The organism is Pseudomonas fitomaticsae (assembly GCF_021018765.1).
Classification (GTDB): Bacteria; Pseudomonadota; Gammaproteobacteria; order Pseudomonadales; family Pseudomonadaceae; genus Aquipseudomonas; species Aquipseudomonas fitomaticsae.
In genome coordinates, this window is sequence record NZ_CP075567.1 from 2,780,890 (window position 1) to 2,799,274 (window position 18,385).

At 61.0% G+C, this 18,385-nt stretch carries 15 protein-coding genes; 6 read left to right on the forward strand and 9 right to left on the reverse strand.

Features of this window, described 5'->3' with window-relative positions:
- Window positions 1-2 precede the first annotated feature (2 nt).
- The 3 genes from KJY40_RS12720 to KJY40_RS12730 all read left to right on the forward strand — a co-directional run bounded on the left by KJY40_RS12720 (window position 3) and on the right by KJY40_RS12730 (window position 3,772).
- On the forward strand, window positions 3-2,165 hold the full coding sequence (locus tag KJY40_RS12720) for a xanthine dehydrogenase family protein molybdopterin-binding subunit (RefSeq protein WP_230737228.1): 2,163 nt from the start codon (window positions 3-5) through the stop codon (window positions 2,163-2,165).
- 1 nt (window position 2,166) lies between these two features.
- A complete protein-coding gene (locus KJY40_RS12725) occupies window positions 2,167-2,745 on the forward strand; it encodes a hypothetical protein (RefSeq protein WP_230737230.1) in 579 nt (192 codons plus the stop codon).
- A gap of 61 nt (window positions 2,746-2,806) precedes the next feature.
- The gene (locus KJY40_RS12730) at window positions 2,807-3,772 is read left to right on the forward strand and encodes a sensor domain-containing diguanylate cyclase (protein WP_230737231.1); all 966 of its coding nucleotides are present in this window, start codon (window positions 2,807-2,809) and stop codon (window positions 3,770-3,772) included.
- A 124-nt stretch (window positions 3,773-3,896) separates the two neighbouring features.
- Here KJY40_RS12730 and KJY40_RS12735 read toward each other — a convergent pair whose 3' ends face one another.
- Window positions 3,897-4,322 carry a VOC family protein gene (locus KJY40_RS12735; RefSeq protein ID WP_230737233.1) on the reverse strand — a complete coding sequence of 142 codons (426 nt, stop codon included), beginning with the start codon at window positions 4,320-4,322 and terminating at the stop codon, window positions 3,897-3,899.
- Between the two features lie 113 nt (window positions 4,323-4,435).
- Between KJY40_RS12735 and KJY40_RS12740 the strand changes: the two genes are divergently transcribed.
- A complete protein-coding gene (locus KJY40_RS12740) occupies window positions 4,436-5,296 on the forward strand; it encodes a LysR family transcriptional regulator (RefSeq protein WP_230737235.1) in 861 nt (286 codons plus the stop codon).
- A gap of 193 nt (window positions 5,297-5,489) precedes the next feature.
- Window positions 5,490-6,758, forward strand: coding sequence for an NHL repeat-containing protein (locus KJY40_RS12745; RefSeq protein WP_230737237.1), 1,269 nt, complete (start codon window positions 5,490-5,492; stop codon window positions 6,756-6,758).
- 66 nt (window positions 6,759-6,824) lie between these two features.
- Here KJY40_RS12745 and fabI read toward each other — a convergent pair whose 3' ends face one another.
- The 8 genes from fabI to gloB form a co-directional block, all read right to left on the reverse strand.
- Entirely contained in the window at window positions 6,825-7,619 is a 795-nt protein-coding gene (fabI, locus tag KJY40_RS12750; protein ID WP_230737239.1) for an enoyl-ACP reductase FabI, read from the reverse strand.
- Between the two features lie 19 nt (window positions 7,620-7,638).
- Complete coding sequence (locus KJY40_RS12755) at window positions 7,639-9,249, reverse strand: ABC transporter ATP-binding protein (protein ID WP_230737241.1); 1,611 nt, start codon at window positions 9,247-9,249, stop codon at window positions 7,639-7,641.
- Window position 9,250: 1 nt separating this feature from the next.
- Window positions 9,251-10,270 (reverse strand): ABC transporter permease, encoded by a 1,020-nt coding sequence (locus KJY40_RS12760; RefSeq protein ID WP_230737243.1) that lies wholly within the window; start codon window positions 10,268-10,270, stop codon window positions 9,251-9,253.
- 1 nt (window position 10,271) lies between these two features.
- Window positions 10,272-11,345, reverse strand: coding sequence for a microcin C ABC transporter permease YejB (locus KJY40_RS12765; RefSeq protein ID WP_230737245.1), 1,074 nt, complete (start codon window positions 11,343-11,345; stop codon window positions 10,272-10,274).
- A gap of 4 nt (window positions 11,346-11,349) precedes the next feature.
- Window positions 11,350-13,191, reverse strand: coding sequence for an extracellular solute-binding protein (locus tag KJY40_RS12770; protein ID WP_230737247.1), 1,842 nt, complete (start codon window positions 13,189-13,191; stop codon window positions 11,350-11,352).
- Window positions 13,188-15,020 carry an extracellular solute-binding protein gene (locus KJY40_RS12775; protein WP_230737249.1) on the reverse strand — a complete coding sequence of 611 codons (1,833 nt, stop codon included), beginning with the start codon at window positions 15,018-15,020 and terminating at the stop codon, window positions 13,188-13,190. The genes KJY40_RS12770 and KJY40_RS12775 overlap by 4 nt, the downstream gene beginning before the upstream one ends.
- Window positions 15,021-15,185: 165 nt before the next feature.
- Window positions 15,186-16,661: a transglycosylase SLT domain-containing protein gene (locus tag KJY40_RS12780; protein WP_230737251.1), complete on the reverse strand. Its 1,476-nt coding sequence runs from the start codon at window positions 16,659-16,661 to the stop codon at window positions 15,186-15,188.
- Between the two features lie 99 nt (window positions 16,662-16,760).
- On the reverse strand, window positions 16,761-17,528 hold the full coding sequence (gene gloB, locus KJY40_RS12785; RefSeq protein ID WP_230737253.1) for a hydroxyacylglutathione hydrolase: 768 nt from the start codon (window positions 17,526-17,528) through the stop codon (window positions 16,761-16,763).
- Between the two features lie 65 nt (window positions 17,529-17,593).
- On the opposite strand from gloB, the gene KJY40_RS12790 reads away from it, so the two are divergent.
- Window positions 17,594-18,352: a methyltransferase domain-containing protein gene (locus KJY40_RS12790; RefSeq protein WP_007956935.1), complete on the forward strand. Its 759-nt coding sequence runs from the start codon at window positions 17,594-17,596 to the stop codon at window positions 18,350-18,352.
- Window positions 18,353-18,385 lie beyond the last annotated feature (33 nt).

Here is an 18,385-nt window from a genome sequence, read left to right on the forward strand (position 1 = left end):
TGATGAACAGTCCTGTATCCCGTCGCGGATTTCTCAAGGGCAGTGCGGTGTTGGGCGGTGGTCTGGTGGTGGCGTTCGTGGTGCCCGGCGGCAACCGCTTTGCCATGGCGGCCGAGAACGAAGGCAAGGTGTTTGCGCCGAACGCGTTCCTGCGGATTGCGGCAGACAACAGCGTCACCGTGCTGCTCGGCCATTCGGAAATGGGCCAGGGCATCTGGACCGGCCTGACCATGTTGATCGCCGAAGAACTGGACGCCGACTGGTCGAAGATCCGCGTCGAGCACTCGCCGGCCTCGGCGGCCGATTACGGCATGCCCGGTTTCGGCGGGATGCAGATTACCGGCGGCTCCACTTCAACCTGGATGGAGTTCGATCGTTACCGCCTCGCCGGCGCCACGGCGCGGCAGATGCTGATCGAGGCGGGGGCCAAGCGTTTCAATGTGGCGCCGTCGACGATCCGCACCGAGTCCGGCGTGGTGATTGCCGGCGACAACCGCGCCACCTACGGTGAACTGGCGGACGCCGCCGGGCAACTGCCGGTGCCGGATCCGAAGTCGATCACCTTTAAAGAAGCCAAGGACTGGAAAGTCATCGGCAAACCCACCAAACGCCTCGACACCCCGGAGAAAATCACTGGCCGCGCCAAGTTCGGCATGGACGTTCAGTTCGAGGGATTGATGACCGCGATGGTTGCCCGAGCGCCGGCGTTTGGCGCCACGGTGAAATCCTTCGAAGGCGCAGAAGCCCTGGCGATCCCCGGCGTGCACAAAGTGGTGCAGGTGCCGACCGGTGTGGCGGTAGTCGCGGAGCATTACTGGGCGGCGAAACTCGGTCGTGATGCGCTGAAGGTCGATTGGGACCTGGGGCCTAACGCTGATTTGAGCAGTGAAAAGCTGTTGGCGAGTTTCCGCAAACTGGCGGCCACGCCGGGCACTTCGGCGGCGCAGGCTGGCGATGCCAAGGGCAACTTCGGCAAGGCAGCGAAGAAAATCGATGTTGAATACAGCGTGCCGTACCTGGCCCATGCGCCGATGGAGCCGCTGAACTGTACGGTGAAGATCAGCGCCGACAAGTGCGAGATCTGGACCGGCACCCAGTTCCAGACGCTGGATCAGATGGTCGCCGGCAAGATCACCGGGCTCAAGCCGGAGCAGGTGGAGATTCACACCGAATTCCTTGGCGGCGGTTTCGGCCGGCGAGCCAACCCGACCTCGGACTTTGTCGCCGAAGCGGTGCAAGTGGCCAAGGCTGCCGCGATGCCGGTGAAAACCGTGTGGTCGCGCGAAGACGATATTCGCGGCGGTTACTACCGCTCGATGTTCCTGCATCAGGCGAAGATCGGCCTCGGCGCCGACGGCATGCCGCTGGCCTGGCAGCATGTGCTGGTCGGGCAGTCGATCATGGCCGGCACCATGCTCGAGAAAACCATGGTCAAGAACGGCGTCGACCAGACGTCGGTCGAAGGCGTTTCGGACAGCCCGTACATCAAGGGACTGGCCCATCATCAGGTCGATCTGCATTCGCCGACCACCGGGATCAACGTGCTGTGGCTGCGTTCGGTGGGGCATAGCCACACCGCGTTTGTCATGGAGTCGCTGATCGATGAAATGGCCACGGCGGCGGGCAAGGACCCGGTGGAGTACCGACGAACGTTGCTCAAGGATCATGCCCGGCATCTGGGCGTGTTGAACCTGGCGGTGGAGAAGGCCAACTGGAAAGCTCCGTTGCCGGACGGCCATGCGCTGGGCGTTGCGGTGCACGAATCGTTCGGCAGTTACGTGGCGCAGGTGGCCGAGGTGTCCCAGGACAATCTGGCGATCCGCGTGCATCGCGTGGTCTGCGCGGTGGACTGCGGGATTGCGGTGAACCCGCAGAGCATCGCGGCGCAGATGGAGTCGTGCATCACCTTCGGCCTGGGCATGGCGCTGCAAAGCAAACTGACGCTCAAGGACGGCCATGTCGTGCAGTCCAACTATCACGACTATCAGGTGTTGCGGCTCAATGAAATGCCGGTGGTCGAGGTGCACATTGTGCCGAGCACCGACAAACCCGGCGGCATCGGCGAGGCCGGCGTGCCGCCCACGGCACCGGCGGTGGCCAACGCAGTGTTCGCCCTGACCGGGCAGCGCCTGCGGGAACTGCCGCTGCTATTGTCGGGGGTGTGAGATGAAACGACATCTGTTGTTGGGCACGGTGATTCTGATCGGGCTGGGCGGTTACGCGTCGGATCTGTTTGCCGACGATCAGGAAGCCTTGAAGGCCTTCGGCACGGTGCAGAAAGTCTTCCAGAGCCCGCGTTGCCAGAACTGCCACATTCCCGGCGATTCGCCGTTGCAATTCGACGCCGGCATCCCCCACGCCATGAGCGTGGTGCGCGGCATGGACGGCAAGGGCGCGGCCGGTTTGCCGTGCGCCACCTGTCACGCCGAAAGCAATCCGCCGGCCAGCTACGGCCCTCACGCGCCACCGGGCGCGCCGCACTGGAGCCTGCCGCCAGCCGCCCACAAGATGGCCTGGATCGGCCTGCCGCCGGACCGTTTGTGCGCGATGATCAAGGACCGCGCCAGCAACGGCGACCGGGACTTCGCCGCGCTGATCAAACACGTCAACGAAGACAAACTGGTGCTCTGGGGCTGGAATCCCGGGGCCGGGCGCGCGCCGGTACCGGTGCCGCACGACATCTTCGTGACCCAGTTCAAACGGTGGGCCGATGCAGGCGGGCCGTGTCCGGTGGCCGGCGGATGAGCAGTTGAGTCATTGCTGATCCGGTCTACGCTCAACTGCATCGACGACAAAGGAGTGTGTGATGCTGGTACCCGGCAAACCCGCCAATGAAGCTGTGCGTATTCAAGCGCTGCAGGATCTGAAACTGCTCGACACCGCACCGGAGGAGCGCTTCGACCGGCTGACGCGACTGGCCAAGCGTCTGTTCAATGTGCCGATCGCGCTGGTCACGCTGGTGGACAAGGAGCGGCAGTGGTTCAAGTCCTGCGTGGGGCTGGACACTACCGAAACGCCACGCTCTGTTTCATTCTGTGGCCACGCCATTCTCCAGGACCAACTCCTGCTGGTACCTGACGCCCGAAAGGACGAGCGCTTTCACGACAATCCGCTGGTGACTGGCGATCCGAACATCCGCTTCTACGCCGGTTATCCGCTGACCGTGCCCAACGGCAACAAGATGGGCACGCTGTGCCTGATCGACACCAAACCCCGCGAACTCGACGACGAAGAGCGCGCCTTGCTGCGTGATCTGGCCGGCATGGCCGAGCAGGAATTGATGGCCGTGCAGATGGCGAGCATGGACGAGCTGACGCTGCTGTCCAACCGTCGCGGCTTCAAGATGCTGGCCCAGCACGCGCTGGATGCCTGCGCGCGACTGGAAAAACCGGCAACGCTGCTGTTTTTCGACCTCAATGACTTCAAGCAGATCAACGACCTTTATGGGCACGCCGAGGGCGACAGCGCGCTGAAGAACTTCGCCGATGTGCTGCGCATCGCCTTTCGCGAGAGCGATGTGGTCGGGCGCCTGGGCGGCGATGAATTCGTGGCGTTGCTGACCGGCTCAAGCCATGTCGAAACCACGGCGATCATGGCGCGGCTCAAGGACATTCTCGAAGAGCGCAATGCCACGTTGCGCCGGGGGTACGCGATTCGCTTCAGCGTCGGCCAGATCGAATACAACCCGCAGCGCCATGACACCGTGGACAAGCTGCTGGCAGATGCGGACGGGGCGATGTATGCGCATAAGCAGGCTTTGAAGCGTTGTTAGTGCCGCCCTCATCGCGAGCAAGCTCGCTCCCACAGTGATCTTCGGTGTTGCTTATATTTTCTATAAACCGCGACCCCTGTGGGAGCGGGCTTGCCCGCGAAGGCGTCAGTCCGGACGTCGCGTATTATCTGGCAAACAACTGCCCGATATCCTTGAACGCCTTGAACTCCAGCGCATTGCCGCACGGATCAAACAGGAACATCGTCGCCTGTTCGCCCACCAATCCCTGAAAACGAATCCCCGGTTCGATTACAAACTGCGTGCCCAGTGATTTCAGGCGCTCGGCCAGCGCATGCCATTCCTCCATCCCCAGCACCACGCCAAAATGCGGCACCGGCACGTCGTGCCCGTCCACGGCGTTGGTGTGCGCCGCTTCCTGCGACGCGTTCTTCGGCGCCAGGTGAATCACCAGTTGGTGGCCAAAGAAATTGAAGTCGACCCAGTGATCGCTGGAGCGACCCTCTTCGAGTCCGAACACTTCACGGTAGAAATGCCGGGCGGCGGCGAGGTCGTACACCGGAATGGCCAGATGGAAAGGGCTGAGTGACATAGGCGCGGTCTCTATCAACGGTTGGGGTGAACTGAGTCTAGCGCTGTGCTTTTCGATTGAAAGACTATAGTTTTTGCGCCGAGCTCAAATTATTTCGATCAATCGAGGTGTCCATGCTGCGTGAACTCAAGACCTTTCTGGCAGTGGCGCGGCATGGCACGTTTGCCGCCGCCGGTCTGCATATCGGCCTGACGCAATCGGCGGTCAGCGCGCAGATTCGCAATCTGGAGCAGGCCTTGGGCGTGCGCCTGTTCGATCGCACCGGGCGACAGGCGATCCTTAATCCGGCAGGGCAGCGCGCGGTGCCAATGGCGCAGGAAATGCTCGCCACCTTCAGCCGCATGGCGATCAGCGAAGATGTTGGCGAGTTTCGCGGTGAGCTGAGAATCGGTGCCGTGGCGACCGCACAGACCGGGCTGTTGCCTCAGGCGTTGTTGCGCTTGCGGCAACAGGCGCCGGGCGTGGAGCCGAAACTGGTGCCTGGCGTGTCGCTGAACCTGTTGAGCCAGGTGGATGCCGGGGAGGTCGATCTGGCGATCATGATCAAGCCACCGTTCGAATTGCCCAAGGAGCTGTCGGTGCAGGTGATACGGCGCGAGCCATTCGTGCTGATCGTGCCGACAACGGTCGAGGGCGATGATCCGCTGCAACTGCTGGCCGAGCATCCTCACGTGCGTTATGACCGCAACTCGTTTGGTGGACGGCTGGTGACGCAGTTTCTGCGCGAGCAGCGGATAGACGTCCACGTAGCGCTGGAGCTGGATGAACTGGAAGCGATCGTGAAGATGGTCGAATGCGGGCTCGGGGTTTCGTTGTTGCCCAGGGCCGGGCTGTGGCTGGAGCATCCGCTGAAGGTGAGGGTGATCGAACTGGGAGAACTGACGTTTTATCGGGAAATGGTGGTGTTGCAGCGTTACAGCCAGCGCAGCTTGCCAATCCATAGGTTGTTCGCCAATTGTCTTGAGTGGGAATGACATTGTGGGAGAGAGATTCGGCCAATCGGCATCAGCGCTCTGATTTTGCAATAACGCAACTGTCATTTCTGTCAGTAGCGGCCACGCCTGTTTTGATGCCAGTGTATTTCGTCAATTGACTCTCCTGCGTTGTCGGGTTTTATGACGGTTCTTGCCCAGTATGGAGAAATTCATATTTGTCGAGGGCGAGAGCATGAGTGCGGTTACCCCAAAAAACACGGCGGGATATCTGGACAAGGGATTTGCGGAAGAAGGATTGATCAATATTCCTTCGAGCGAGCGTGCAAGCACGCGATGTATCGCCGAGACTGACAATTTGAAAATTGTCTATGGGGTGTTTGAGCAAGGGTGGTGTGTCTTGCGTCGGGCAATGCAAGACGGCGATGCCGATCCGGAGTTCGGCATGCCGGAGGGGGAAGTCAGATGGCGGTTCAACTTGTCAGAAAATACCCGACCCAAGAAATTTCTGGCCAAGGCAGATGGCAAACTTCTGCTTCTCGGTCTGACCGGTAATGAACCATTCAAGCAACATATCGCTTTCACGCGCTTCAATGAAAACGGCACGCCTGATCTGATCCACGGGACAGTCATTATTCCGTATCCGGATGTCCCCATTCCTCCGGATGTCCCCATTCCTCCGGATCATCAGCTGAGTATCCAGGAACCTGACGCCTGTTTGACACCCGATAACCAACTGTTGGTGGCCTTCGGATACGTCGTTTCTGCACCTGATGGTTCAGATACCCGTGCAGGGCTTCTCCAGCGTTTTGACAACGATGGAAAGCTTGATCCAACGTTCGGGACGCTTGGTTGTGTCGAAGTTCGATTCAAGGGTGAGAAGTCGGTGATCCACAGCGTTTCCGTGCTTCCGGATCAGCGAATTGTTGTGTTCGGTACGCTTGATCGCCCTTCGGATGGCTTAACCAGCCAGCGGGCGGCGCTGGCGTGCTATTCCCCTCAGGGAGTACTGGACGAAACGTTTGGCGACCAAGGTTTTCGGGAGTGGCCGTATGTTGGATCACTGGGGAAAATGTCGATTGCTGAAGACCGGATATTCTTCGCAACGTCGGCCACTGTTGATGATGTTTCCCGGCTTGCGGCACATTGCGTATTGCCGAACGGCGAGGATGATCCTTCATTCAACGATGGAAAGGTGCTGTTCATTGATCTTGGCGTGCTGGCGGTGTTTCCAGCGGCCATTGCCGTGCAGCCAGATCGGAAAGTTGTCATTGGTTACCACACGTTCGTCTCTCCGGGCCGGCCGCAGCCGCTTGGCTGGCTACGTATCAACCAGGCAGGTGAGCTGGACCCGACTTTCGGCGAAGAAGGAAAAGTCTGGTACAGCGGTGGCTACATGAGTGATGGCTTGTTTCAGGCGAACAGCAATCGAATCCTGTTTGCTGCCGATGTCGAGCCAAACCTTCAGGAATCCCATCCCAAGGTGATAGGTGTGCTTGGCTGAGAGATCGTTAAACGCAGGCATGAAAAAGCCCGCCAACAGGCGGGCTTTTTATCGGCAGCGCGAAGATTACTCTTCGATGTTGCCCATGGCGGTGGTGTTGAAGCCGCCGTCCACGTACATGATTTCACCGCTGATGCCCGACGCCAGGTCGGAGCACAGGAAGGCGCCGACGTTGCCGACTTCTTCGATGGTGACGTTGCGACGCAGCGGGGTCTGCGCTTCGTTGGCGGCCAGCATCTTGCGGAAGCTCTTGATGCCGGAAGCGGCCAGGGTGCGGATCGGGCCGGCCGATACGCAGTTGACGCGGGTGCCTTCCGGGCCCAGGGAGCCGGCCAGGTAACGGACGCCGGCTTCCAGCGAAGCCTTGGCCATGCCCATGACGTTGTAGTTCGGCATGGTGCGCTCGGCGCCCAGGTAGGACAGGGTCAGCAGGCTGCCGTTGCGGCCCTTCATCATTTCGCGACCGGCCTTGGCCAGGGCCACGAAGCTGTAGGCGCTGATGTCGTGGGAGATGCGGTAGCCTTCACGGGTGGTGACTTCGGTGAAGTCGCCGTCCAGTTGGTCGCCCGGTGCGAAGCCCACGGAGTGCACGATGCAGTCCAGGCCGTCCCACTTCTTGCTCAGTTCTTCGAAGACCTTGGCGATTTCTGCATCGCTGGCCACGTCGCACGGGAAGCACAGCTCAGGGCTAGAACCCCAGCCCTGTGCGAACTCTTCAACGCGACCTTTCAGTTTTTCGTTCTGATAAGTGAAGGCAAGCTCAGCGCCCTCGCGATGCATGGCGGCAGCGATGCCGGATGCGATGGACAGCTTGCTGGCGACACCGACGATCAGTACGCGCTTACCGGCGAGAAAACCCATGTGTTGCTCCTCTTTCAGGTTATTGCGCAGTGGCTGGTGCCAGAAAAGCGGCTTCCAGCAACTGCTGTGTATACGGATGTTGGGGGGCGGCAAAGATACTTTGCGCGTCTCCCTGTTCGACCACTTGGCCATGCTTGACCACCATCAGCTGGTGGCTCAGCGCTTTGACGACAGCCAGGTCATGGCTGATGAACAAATACGTCAGGTTGTACTTGGCTTGCAGTGAACGCAACAGCTCCACCACTTGCCGCTGCACCGTCCGGTCGAGGGCCGAAGTCGGCTCGTCCAAAAGGATCAGCGCCGGTTTGAGCACCAAAGCCCGGGCTATGGCAATCCGCTGCCGTTGCCCACCGGAAAATTCGTGGGGGTAGCGGTGCCGGGTTTCCGGATCCAGACCTACCTCCTTCAATGCCGCAATAATCGCCGCTTCCTGCTCGGCGGCGGTGCCCATCTTGTGGATCCGCAGGCCTTCGCCAACGATGTCATTCACGCACATCCGCGGGCTCAGGCTGCCAAACGGGTCCTGAAACACCACCTGCATCTCCCGGCGCAGTGGCCGGACTTCGCTTTGCGTCAGGCAGTCTAGCTGCTTGCCTTCAAAACGGATCGCCCCTTTGCTGCCGATCAACCGCAGGATCGCCAGACCCAGGGTGGATTTACCGGAACCGCTTTCCCCCACAATCCCCAGGGTCTGACCCTGAGGCAGGCTGAAATTGATGCCGTCCACTGCCTTGACGTGATCCACCGTGCGCTTGAGCAGGCCTTTCTTGATCGGGAACCAGACTTTCAGATCCTCGACTTCAAGCAGCGGCGCCCCGATTTTATTGCTCGCCGGGCCTCCGCTGGGCTCCGCGCCAAGCAGTTCCCGAGTGTACGGATGCTGCGGCGAACGGAACAGCTCTTCGCACGATGCCTGTTCGACGATGCAACCGCGCTGCATGACACATACACGATGCGCAATTCTTCGCACGAGGTTCAAATCGTGACTGATCAGTAACAGCGCCATGCCCAATCGGGCCTGCAATTGCTTGAGCAGGTCGAGGATTTTCAGCTGAACGGTCACGTCCAGCGCGGTGGTCGGTTCGTCGGCGATCAGCAGTTCCGGCTCGTTGGCCAGCGCCATTGCAATCATCACCCGCTGGCGCTGGCCGCCGGACAATTCGTGGGGCAGAGCCTTGAGGCGCTTGTGCGGCTCGGGAATGCCGACCATCTCCAGCAACTCCAGCGTGCGCTTGGTCGCGACCTTGCCGGTCAGGCCCTTGTGGATGCCCAGCACTTCGTTGATCTGCTTCTCGATCGAGTGCAGCGGGTTGAGCGAGGTCATCGGCTCCTGAAAAATCATCGCGATCCGGTTGCCACGAATGTGACGGATGGTCTTTTCGCCCAGCTCCAGCAGGTTTTGCCCGGAATAGTTGATGCTGCCGGCCGGATGCCGCGCCAGCGGGTAGGGCAGCAGGCGCAGGATCGAATGCGCCGTCACCGACTTGCCCGAGCCTGACTCGCCCACCAGCGCCAGGGTTTCACCGCGCTTGATGTCGAAACTCACGCCTTCGACCACCCGTTGCACGCGATCGCCGATGCCGAATTCGACGGCGAGGTCGCGGATTTCGATCAGATTGTCCTGATTCATGTCACTTCCTCGGGTCGAAGGCATCGCGAGCGGACTCGCCGATGAACACCAGCAAACTCAACATCAGCGCCAGCACCGCAAACGCGCTCATGCCCAGCCACGGCGCCTGCAGGTTGGATTTGCCCTGAGCCACCAGTTCACCCAGCGACGGACTGCCGGCCGGCAAGCCGAAACCGAGGAAGTCCAGCGCGGTGAGGGTGCCGATGGCGCCGGTCAGGATGAACGGCATGAAGGTCATGGTCGAAACCATCGCGTTGGGCAGGATGTGGCGGAACATGATCGCGCCGTTCTGCATGCCCAGCGCCCGGGCTGCGCGCACGTATTCGAGGTTGCGTCCGCGCAGGAACTCGGCGCGCACCACATCCACCAGACTCATCCACGAGAACAGCAGCATGATCCCCAGCAGCCACCAGAAATTCGGCTGGACGAAACTGGCGAGGATGATCAGCAGGTACAGCACCGGCAGGCCCGACCAGATCTCCAGAAAACGCTGGCCGGCCAGATCGACCCAGCCACCATAGAAGCCCTGCAAGGCGCCGGCGATCACGCCGATGATCGAGCTGAGCACGGTCAGGGTCAGGGCAAACAGCACCGACACCCGGAAGCCGTAGATCACCCGCGCCAGCACATCGCGGCCCTGATCGTCGGTGCCCAGCAGGTTCACCGTGGACGGTGGGGCAGGGGCAGGAACTTTCAGGTCGTAGTTGATGCTCTGGTAGCTGAACGGAATCGGCGCCCACAGCACCCACGCGTCCTTGGCCTTGAGCAGTTCCTGGATGTACGGGCTCTTGTAGTTGGCTTCCAGCGGGAATTCGCCGCCGAAGGTGGTTTCCGGGTAACGCTTGATCGCCGGGAAGTACCAGTTGTTGTCGTAGTGCACCACCAGCGGCTTGTCGTTGGCGATCAGTTCGGCGCCGAGGCTCAGGCCGAACAGGATCAGAAACAACCAGAGCGACCACCAGCCACGCTTGTTGGCCTTGAACAGTTCGAAGCGCCGGCGGTTGAGAGGGGACAGGTTCATCTCAATGCTCCCGGCTGGCAAAGTCGATACGTGGATCGACAAGGGTGTAGGTGAGATCGCCGATCAGTTTCACCACCAGCCCCAACAGGGTGAAGATGAACAGGGTGCCGAACACCACCGGGTAATCGCGGTTGATCGCTGCTTCGAAGCTCATCAGGCCGAGGCCGTCGAGGGAGAAGATCACTTCCACCAACAGGGAACCTGTGAAGAAGATGCCGATGAACGCTGACGGGAAACCGGCGATCACCAGCAGCATCGCGTTGCGGAATACATGGCCGTAGAGCACGCGGTGGCGGGTCAGGCCCTTGGCCTTGGCGGTGACCACGTACTGCTTGTTGATTTCGTCGAGGAAGCTGTTCTTGGTCAGCAGGGTCATGGTCGCGAAGTTGCCGATCACCAGCGCCGTCACCGGCAGTGCGAGGTGCCAGAAGTAATCGAGAATCTTGCCGCCCAGGCTCAGTTCATCGAAGTTGTTCGAGGTCAGGCCGCGTAAAGGAAACCAGTCCAGATAACTGCCGCCGGCAAACACCACGATCAGCAGAATCGCAAACAGGAACGCCGGTATCGCATAACCGACGATGATCGCCGAACTGGTCCAGACGTCGAAATGGCTGCCGTGCCGCGTGGCCTTGGCAATCCCCAGCGGGATCGACACCAGGTACATGAACAGCGTGCTCCACAGCCCGAGGGAGATCGACACCGGCATCTTTTCCTTGATCAGGTCGATGACCTTGGCGTCGCGGAAAAAACTGTCGCCGAAATCCAGCCGGGCGTAGTTCTTGACCATGATCCACAGACGCTCCGGGGCCGACTTGTCGAACCCGTACATCTTCTCGATTTCCTTGATCAGCGCCGGGTCCAGACCCTGTGCACCGCGATAGGAGGAGCCGGCCACCGACACCTCGGCCCCGCCGCCGGCGATGCGGCTGGTGGCGCCTTCGAAGCCTTCGAGCTTGGCGATCATCTGCTCCACCGGCCCGCCGGGCGCGGCCTGGATGATGACGAAGTTGATCAGCAGAATGCCGAACAGGGTCGGGATGATCAGCAGCAGTCGCCGAAAAATGTACGCCAGCATCTGATTACTCCGTGCCCGCAGGGTCGGCTTGCAGTTGGGTTTCGACTTCTACCGCCGGTTTGGCATCGGGTTTGACCCACCAGGTGTTAATGCCGATGTCGTATTTGGGGGAGACTTTCGGGTGGCCGATGTGGTTCCAGTACGCCACGCGCCAAGTCTTGATGTGCCAGTTCGGGATCACGTAGTAACCCCATTGCAGCACACGGTCGAGGGCGCGGGCGTGGGCCACCAGGCTTTTGCGCGAATCGGCGTTGATCAGGTTTTCCACCAGATGATCGACCACCGGGTCCTTGAGTCCGATCGAATTTCGGCTGCTGGACTTGTCGGCGGCGGCGCTCATCCAGAATTCGCGCTGCTCGTTGCCCGGCGAGTTGGACTGCGGGAAGCTGCCGACCATCATGTCGAAGTCCCGCGAGCGCACGCGATTGATGTACTGAGAGACGTCGACGCGGCGAATCACCAGATCAATGCCGAGGTCGCTGAGGTTGCGCTTGAATGGCAACAACACGCGTTCGAATTCGGTCTGCGCCAGGAGGAATTCGATGACCACCGGCTTGCCGGTAGCGTCGACCATTTTGTCGTCGACGATTTTCCAGCCAGCCTCTTGCAGCAACTGATACGCCTCGCGCTGTTGCGCGCGGATCATGCCGCTGGCGTCGGTTTTCGGATTCTCGAAGGCTTCGCTGAACACCTGCGCCGGCAGTTTGCTGCGGAACGGATCGAGGATCGCCACCTGCTCTGCATCAGGCAGGCCGGTGGCGGCCATTTCCGAGTTCTCGAAGTAACTGCGGGTGCGCGCATAAGCGCCGTTGAACAGTTGTTTGTTGGTCCATTCGAAGTCGAACAGCAGGCCGAGAGCCTGGCGTACCCGCACGTCCTGAAACACCGGGCGGCGCAGATTGAAGACGAAGCCCTGCATGCCGGTCGGGTTGCTGTTGGCAATCTGTTCCTTGATCAGCCGCCCTTCGGTCACTGCCGGCACGTTGTAGGCGTTGGCCCAGTTTTTCGCGGCCATTTCCAGCCAGTAATCGAACTGCCCGGCCTTCAACGCTTCCAGTGCGACGGTGTTGTCACGGTAATAGTCGGTGGTCATCACGTCGAAGTTGTAGAAACCGCGGTTGGCCGGCAGGTCCTTGCCCCAGTAATCCTTGACCCGCTCATAACGCACCGAGCGTCCGGCCTTAACTTCGGTGACCTTGTACGGGCCGCTGCCCAGCGGGATTTCCAGGTTGCCCTTGTTGAAATCACGCTCGGCCCACCAGTGTTTCGGCAGCACCGGCAATTGACCGAGAATCAGCGGCAGTTCACGGTTGTTGGTGTGCTTGAACTTGAAGAGCACCTTGAGCGGATCTTCGGCGATTACCTGTTCAACGTCGGCGTAGTAGCCGCGATACATCGGTGCGCCTTCCTTGGTCAGCGTCTGGAAGCTGAACACCACGTCTTCGGCGCGGATCGGATGGCCGTCATGAAACTTCGCTTCGGGCCGCAGGTAGAAGCGTACCCAGCTGTTGTCGGGGGCTTTTTCGATTTTGCCGGCGATCAGGCCGTATTCGGTGAACGGCTCGTCCAGACCCTGTTTGGCCAGGGTGTCGTAGATCAGGCCGATATCGTCCGCCGGCACGCCTTTGCTGATGAACGGGTTGAGGCTGTCGAAACCGCCGAAGCCGGCCTGGCGGAAAATCCCGCCCTTGGGCGCGTCGGGGTTCACGTAATCGAAGTGCTTGAAGTCGGCGGGGTATTTCGGCGGCTCGTTGTACAGGGTCACGGCGTGTTGCGGGGCGGCCAAGGCCAGCCCGGCGAACAGCAGACCGCTGGCCTGCACGAGCAGGGCGCGGATAGGCTTCATCGATCTTTCTCCGAAGATTTCAGCCACCACGCGCTCAGGCCCAGGGTGTAGGGCGGCGTGGTGACGAAGGCGAACCGGTTGCGGTACGCCAGACGGTGATAATTGAGGTACCAGTTGGGAATGCTGTAGTGCTGCCAGAGCAGTACGCGGTCCAGCGCCTTGCCGGCGGCGACCTGTTCATCGCGGGTGTGGGCGGCGAGCAGTTGCTCAAGCAGATGATCGACCACCGGGTTGGCGATGCCCGCGTAATTCTTGCTGCCCTTGACCCCGACCTGGCTGGAGTGGAAGTACTGCCACTGTTCCAGCCCCGGGCTGAGAGTCTGGTTGAGGGTCATCAGGATCATGTCGAAATCGAACTGATCCAGACGTTGTTTGTATTGGGCGCGATCCACCGTGCGCAGGCGCGCGTCGATGCCGATGCTGTTGAGGTTCTCGATGTACGGCTGGAGGATCCGCTCAAGATTCGGATTGACCAGCAGCAGCTCGAAACGCAGCGGCTGGCCGGCGGCGTTCTGCAGGCGCTGGCCGTTGAGCTTCCAGCCGGCCTCGGCCAGCAGCGCCAGGGCCTTGCGCATGGTTTCCCGGGGGATGCCGCGCCCATCGGTCTGCGGCAGCGTGAACGGCTCGGTGAAAAGGCGCGCCGGCAATTGATCCTTGTACGGCTTGAGCATCAGCCATTCATGACCAACCGGCAGGCCGACGGCGCTGAATTCGCTGTTGGGGTAGTAGCTGGTAGTGCGTTTGTAGGCGTCGCTGAACAGCGCGCGATTGGTCCATTCGAAGTCGAACATCAGGCCCAGGGCTTCGCGCACCTTGATATCGGCAAAGGCTGGTCGCCGGGTGTTCATGAACAGGCCCTGGCTCTGGGTCGGGATCTGGTGCGGGATTTGCGCCTTGATCACGTCGCCGCGACGGATCGCCGGGAAGTTGTAGCCGTTGGCCCAGTTCTTGGCCTGATGCTCGATATAAATGTCGAATTCGCCGGCCTTGAACGCTTCAAAGGCCACATCGCTGTCGCGGTAGAACTCGACTTCCATGCGGTCGACGTTGTATTTGCCGCGATTGACCGGCAGATCCTTGCCCCAGTAGTCCTTGACCCGCTCGAAAATCAACTGCCGCCCCGGCGTGACCGAGGTGATGCGGTACGGCCCGCTGCCCAGCGGCGGCTCGAAGGTGGTGGCCTTGAAATCGCGACCCTTCCAGTAATGCTGGGGCAGCACCGGCAACTCGCCCAGACGCAGGATCAACAACGGATTGCCGCTGCGCTTGAGCACAAACCGGATGCGCTGCGGGTTGAGGATATCGACGCGGAGCACTTCCTGAAGGGCGGTGCGGTACAGCGGGTGACCTTCCTTGAGCAGCAGGCGGTAGGAGAACGCTACGTCGTACGCGGTGATCGGCGTGCCGTCGTGGAAGCGCGCTTGCGGGCGCAGATTGAACACCACCCAGCTGCGATCTTCGCTGTACTCCACCGATTGGGCGATGAGGCCATAACTGGAGGAGGGTTCGTCTCCGGACGGCGCGTATTGCCCGGTGCCGACCATCAGCGGCTCGTTCAGCTCGTTGATGCCGTACTGCAGGAAATTCGCCGTGGTGACCGGGCTGGTGCCCTTGAAGGTGTAGGGGTTGAGCGTATCGAAGGTGCCAAACGCCATCACCCGCAAGGTGCCGCCCTTGGGCGCTTGCGGGTTGACCCAGTCGAAGTGGGTAAATCTGGCCGGGTACTTGAGCGTGCCGAACTGCGCATAACCGTGGCTTTCGGTGATCGTCGCGCTGACGGGGGAGCTCAAGGCCAGGCTGATCAGGAGCAGGAGGAGGGGACGCTTCAAGTCAGATCCGATCCAGGCGGCTTGGGCTTTGTGGGCCGTACAGTAACAGCTTGTATGGACAGGAAAAAGACAGGGGCTTAATGCGCGGTTAATTGTGGGAGTCGCCTGCGCCGAAGGTGAAAAATGACAGGCAAAAAAAAGCCCCTGAAATTCAGGGGCTCCTTGTCAGTGCGGCTGGTAGACCGTGAGCATCTGCCCAGGCTTGAGCGCCTTGCCGGCGCCCGGATTCCAGCGCTTGAGGTGCTGCATCTCGACATTGAAGCGCTTGGCGACCACGTACAGCGTGTCGCCGCGTTTGACCTTGTACTGGGTCTGCTTACCGTCGTCCTTGTCTTTGGTCTTGCTGCTGGTTTTGCTGTTGGCCGCGATGACCGTATTGATGCGACCGCCACTGTTACGCGCCGGGGTGCGTTTGGTGGTGTCCTGCATGACCAGGGTCTGGCCGACCTTGAGGTTCTTGCCGGTCAGCTTGTTCCAGCGTTGCAGGTCCTTGACCTCGACCTTGTTGGCCTTGGCAATGGAGCCGAGGTTGTCGCCACGCTTGACCCGATAGGCGCGCTTGGCCTGGGCGATTTCGCTTGGATCGGCGCCTTCGAACACCGGTTTCAGTGAACGCGGGCTGATCAGCTCTTCAGGACGCATGGTCTGCAGGCTGGCGGTCAGCAGTTGCGCCTTCGACGTTGGTACCAGCAGGTGCTGCGGGCCGTCGATGGTGGTGCGCTGCTTGAACGCAGGGTTGAGCTGGAACAGCTCGTCTTCATCGATGTTGGCCACCGCTGCGACCTTGGACAGGTCCATGCGCTGGTTGATTTCGACGACCTGGAAATACGGTTCGTTGGCGATCGGGTTGAGGTTCACGCCATAGGCTTCAGGCGTCAGCACCACTTGCGAGAGCGCCAGCAGTTTCGGCACGTAAGCCTGGGTTTCCGCCGGCAGCGGCAGGTTCCAGTAGTCGGTCGGCAGGCCAAGCTTTTCGTTGCGCTCGATGGCGCGGCTGACCGTGCCTTCGCCGGCGTTGTACGCGGCCAGGGCCAGCAGCCAGTCACCGTTGAACATGTCGTGCAGGCGGGTCAAGTAGTCCATCGCTGCGGTGGTCGAAGCAGTGATGTCGCGACGGCCATCGTAGAAACGGGTCTGACGCAGGTTGAAGTAGCGCCCGGTGGAAGGGATGAACTGCCAGAGGCCCACCGCGTCGGCCCGGGAATAGGCCATCGGGTTGTAGGCGCTTTCGATGACCGGCAGCAGTGCCAGTTCCAGCGGCATGTTGCGTTCTTCGAGGCGCTCGACGATGTAATGAATGTAGAGGCTGCCGCGTTCGCCGGCGTTCTCGAGGAAGGAAGGATTACTGGCGAACCACAGGCGCTGTTGCTCGATGCGCGGGTTCACGCCCAGACCTTCCTGTAGCTGGAAACCGCCGCGCATGCGCTCCCAGATGTCCTGAGGCACCTGCGGGCTGGGCTTTTCCGACAACCAGATAGGCTTCTGCTTGGCTCGCGCAGCAATGTTCGGCGTATGTGTCGCTTCAGTCTGCGGAGCATGGCTGGAACAGCCCGCCAGTGTGGCGGACACAGCCACCGCGATGGCTTGCGCCAGGCGGGTCAATGCATCTGAATTGACGGACTTACGTATGGATGACGACATTGGCTGGAAGTAAGTTCCGGGCAAAAATGTCGGGCGATTCTAGAAAGCGCACCCCCTGCGGTCAACCATTCAGAATTTTTGTACCAAGCGGTGAGTCACTTAGAACGTATCTTTCCATGCCCGCAGGGCCGCAAAAACCTCACTCGGCGCCCGGTTTTGAGGGCCGCTCCGTTCGTCCACTTTTTGTGTAACTAATATTTCACCGGTGCGCAAAAACGGGTTTGTGAGCTTTTCCAGCGCGAGGGTCGAGGGCAGGGTCATCACGCCGCTGGCACGTTGCTGGCTGACTTTTTCCAGACGGGCGGCGATGTCCCGGTTGCCCGGCTCCACGGCGGCGGCGAATTTCAGGTTGCTCAGGGTGTATTCGTGGGTGCAGTAGACCAGGGTGTCTTCCGGCAGCGCCGCCAGACGGCTCAACGACTGGTGCATCTGTTGCGGCGTGCCTTCGAACAGGCGGCCGCAGCCGGCAGCAAACAGCGTGTCGCCACAGAACAGCAGGCCGTGATGATAGTAGGCGATGTGTCCCAGGGTGTGGCCGGGCACGGCATAGACGTCGAAGTCCCAGCCGAGCACGCGCACCGTGTCGTTGTCCTTGAGGGCCACGTCCCGCCCCGGAATGCTTTCGCTGGCCGGTCCGTAGACCGTGGCGCCGGTGGCCATTTTCAGCGTTTCGACGCCGCCGACATGGTCGTGGTGATGGTGAGTGATGAGGATATCGCCGAGCACCCAGCCCGGATGCGCGTCGAGCCACGCCTGCACGGGGGCGGCATCCCCCGGATCGACCACTGCGCAACGCTGGGTGGCATGATCCTGTAACAACCAGATGTAGTTGTCGGTGAAGGCGGGCAGGGCACTGATCTGTATCATCGTCGAATTCGCCAAGCGGGTAACATTGGCGCATCTTAGAGGTTCCTGGCGTGTTGGAGAATGCAATGATCGATAAAGCGTTCGCTCAGGCCGATCCTGACTGGCTCGCGCTGATCGGTGCAGCCCGTGAATGGCTGTCCGGCCCCCTCGGGCAATTTCTGCTGGACGAAGAACGGCGCATGCTCGAAGACGAGCTGGGGCGGTTCTTCGGCGGCTATCTGGTGCATTACGGTCCGTCCGCCGAAACGCCGCCGTCGGCGCCGCAAGTGCAGCGCAATGTGCGGCTCGGCGCGCCGTTGCCGGGCGTGGAGATTGTCTGCGAAGAGCAGGCCTGGCCGTTGAGCGAGCACGCCGCCGACGTGGTGGTGTTGCAGCACGGCCTGGATTTCTGCCTGTCGCCCCATGGCTTGCTGCGCGAAGCGGCCAGCAGCGTGCGCCCCGGCGGTCATCTGCTGATCGTCGGCATCAATCCCTGGAGCACCTGGGGGCTGCGCCACGTGTTCGCCCATGATGCGTTGCGCCAGGCGCGCTGCATCTCGCCGTCACGAGTGGCCGACTGGCTCAACCTGCTGGGCTTCGCGCTGGAGAAACGCCGCTTCGGGTGCTATCGTCCGCCGCTCGCGTCACCCAAGTGGCAGGCCCGTCTGGCCGGCTGGGAGCGCAAGGCTGGCGACTGGCAACTGTCGGGCGGCGGCTTCTATTTGCTGGTCGCGCGCAAGATCGTGGTCGGCCTGCGTCCGGTGCGTCAGGAACGCCGCGAGCCGATGGGCAAGCTGATTCCGCTGCCGATGGCCAAGGTCAACCGCCGGCGCATCGAACCGTAAACCTTCTTTATTTATGGCCGGGTCAATCCCCAG

What these genes read in the sequence shown, in the direction of transcription:
- KJY40_RS12755 (WP_230737241.1), bottom strand. Translation starts at nt 9,249, where the DNA reads ATGAATCAGGACAATCTGATCGAAATCCGCGACCTCGCCGTCGAATTC.
- KJY40_RS12780 (WP_230737251.1), bottom strand. Translation starts at nt 16,661, where the DNA reads ATGTCGTCATCCATACGTAAGTCCGTCAATTCAGATGCATTGACCCGC.
- KJY40_RS12760 (WP_230737243.1), bottom strand. Translation starts at nt 10,270, where the DNA reads ATGAACCTGTCCCCTCTCAACCGCCGGCGCTTCGAACTGTTCAAGGCC.
- KJY40_RS12735 (WP_230737233.1), bottom strand. Translation starts at nt 4,322, where the DNA reads ATGTCACTCAGCCCTTTCCATCTGGCCATTCCGGTGTACGACCTCGCC.
- KJY40_RS12720 (WP_230737228.1), top strand. Translation starts at nt 3, where the DNA reads ATGAACAGTCCTGTATCCCGTCGCGGATTTCTCAAGGGCAGTGCGGTG.
- KJY40_RS12745 (WP_230737237.1), top strand. Translation starts at nt 5,490, where the DNA reads ATGAGTGCGGTTACCCCAAAAAACACGGCGGGATATCTGGACAAGGGA.
- fabI (WP_230737239.1), bottom strand. Translation starts at nt 7,619, where the DNA reads ATGGGTTTTCTCGCCGGTAAGCGCGTACTGATCGTCGGTGTCGCCAGC.
- KJY40_RS12765 (WP_230737245.1), bottom strand. Translation starts at nt 11,345, where the DNA reads ATGCTGGCGTACATTTTTCGGCGACTGCTGCTGATCATCCCGACCCTG.
- gloB (WP_230737253.1), bottom strand. Translation starts at nt 17,528, where the DNA reads ATGATACAGATCAGTGCCCTGCCCGCCTTCACCGACAACTACATCTGG.
- KJY40_RS12740 (WP_230737235.1), top strand. Translation starts at nt 4,436, where the DNA reads ATGCTGCGTGAACTCAAGACCTTTCTGGCAGTGGCGCGGCATGGCACG.
- KJY40_RS12725 (WP_230737230.1), top strand. Translation starts at nt 2,167, where the DNA reads ATGAAACGACATCTGTTGTTGGGCACGGTGATTCTGATCGGGCTGGGC.
- KJY40_RS12730 (WP_230737231.1), top strand. Translation starts at nt 2,807, where the DNA reads ATGCTGGTACCCGGCAAACCCGCCAATGAAGCTGTGCGTATTCAAGCG.
- KJY40_RS12770 (WP_230737247.1), bottom strand. Translation starts at nt 13,191, where the DNA reads ATGAAGCCTATCCGCGCCCTGCTCGTGCAGGCCAGCGGTCTGCTGTTC.
- KJY40_RS12790 (WP_007956935.1), top strand. Translation starts at nt 17,594, where the DNA reads ATGATCGATAAAGCGTTCGCTCAGGCCGATCCTGACTGGCTCGCGCTG.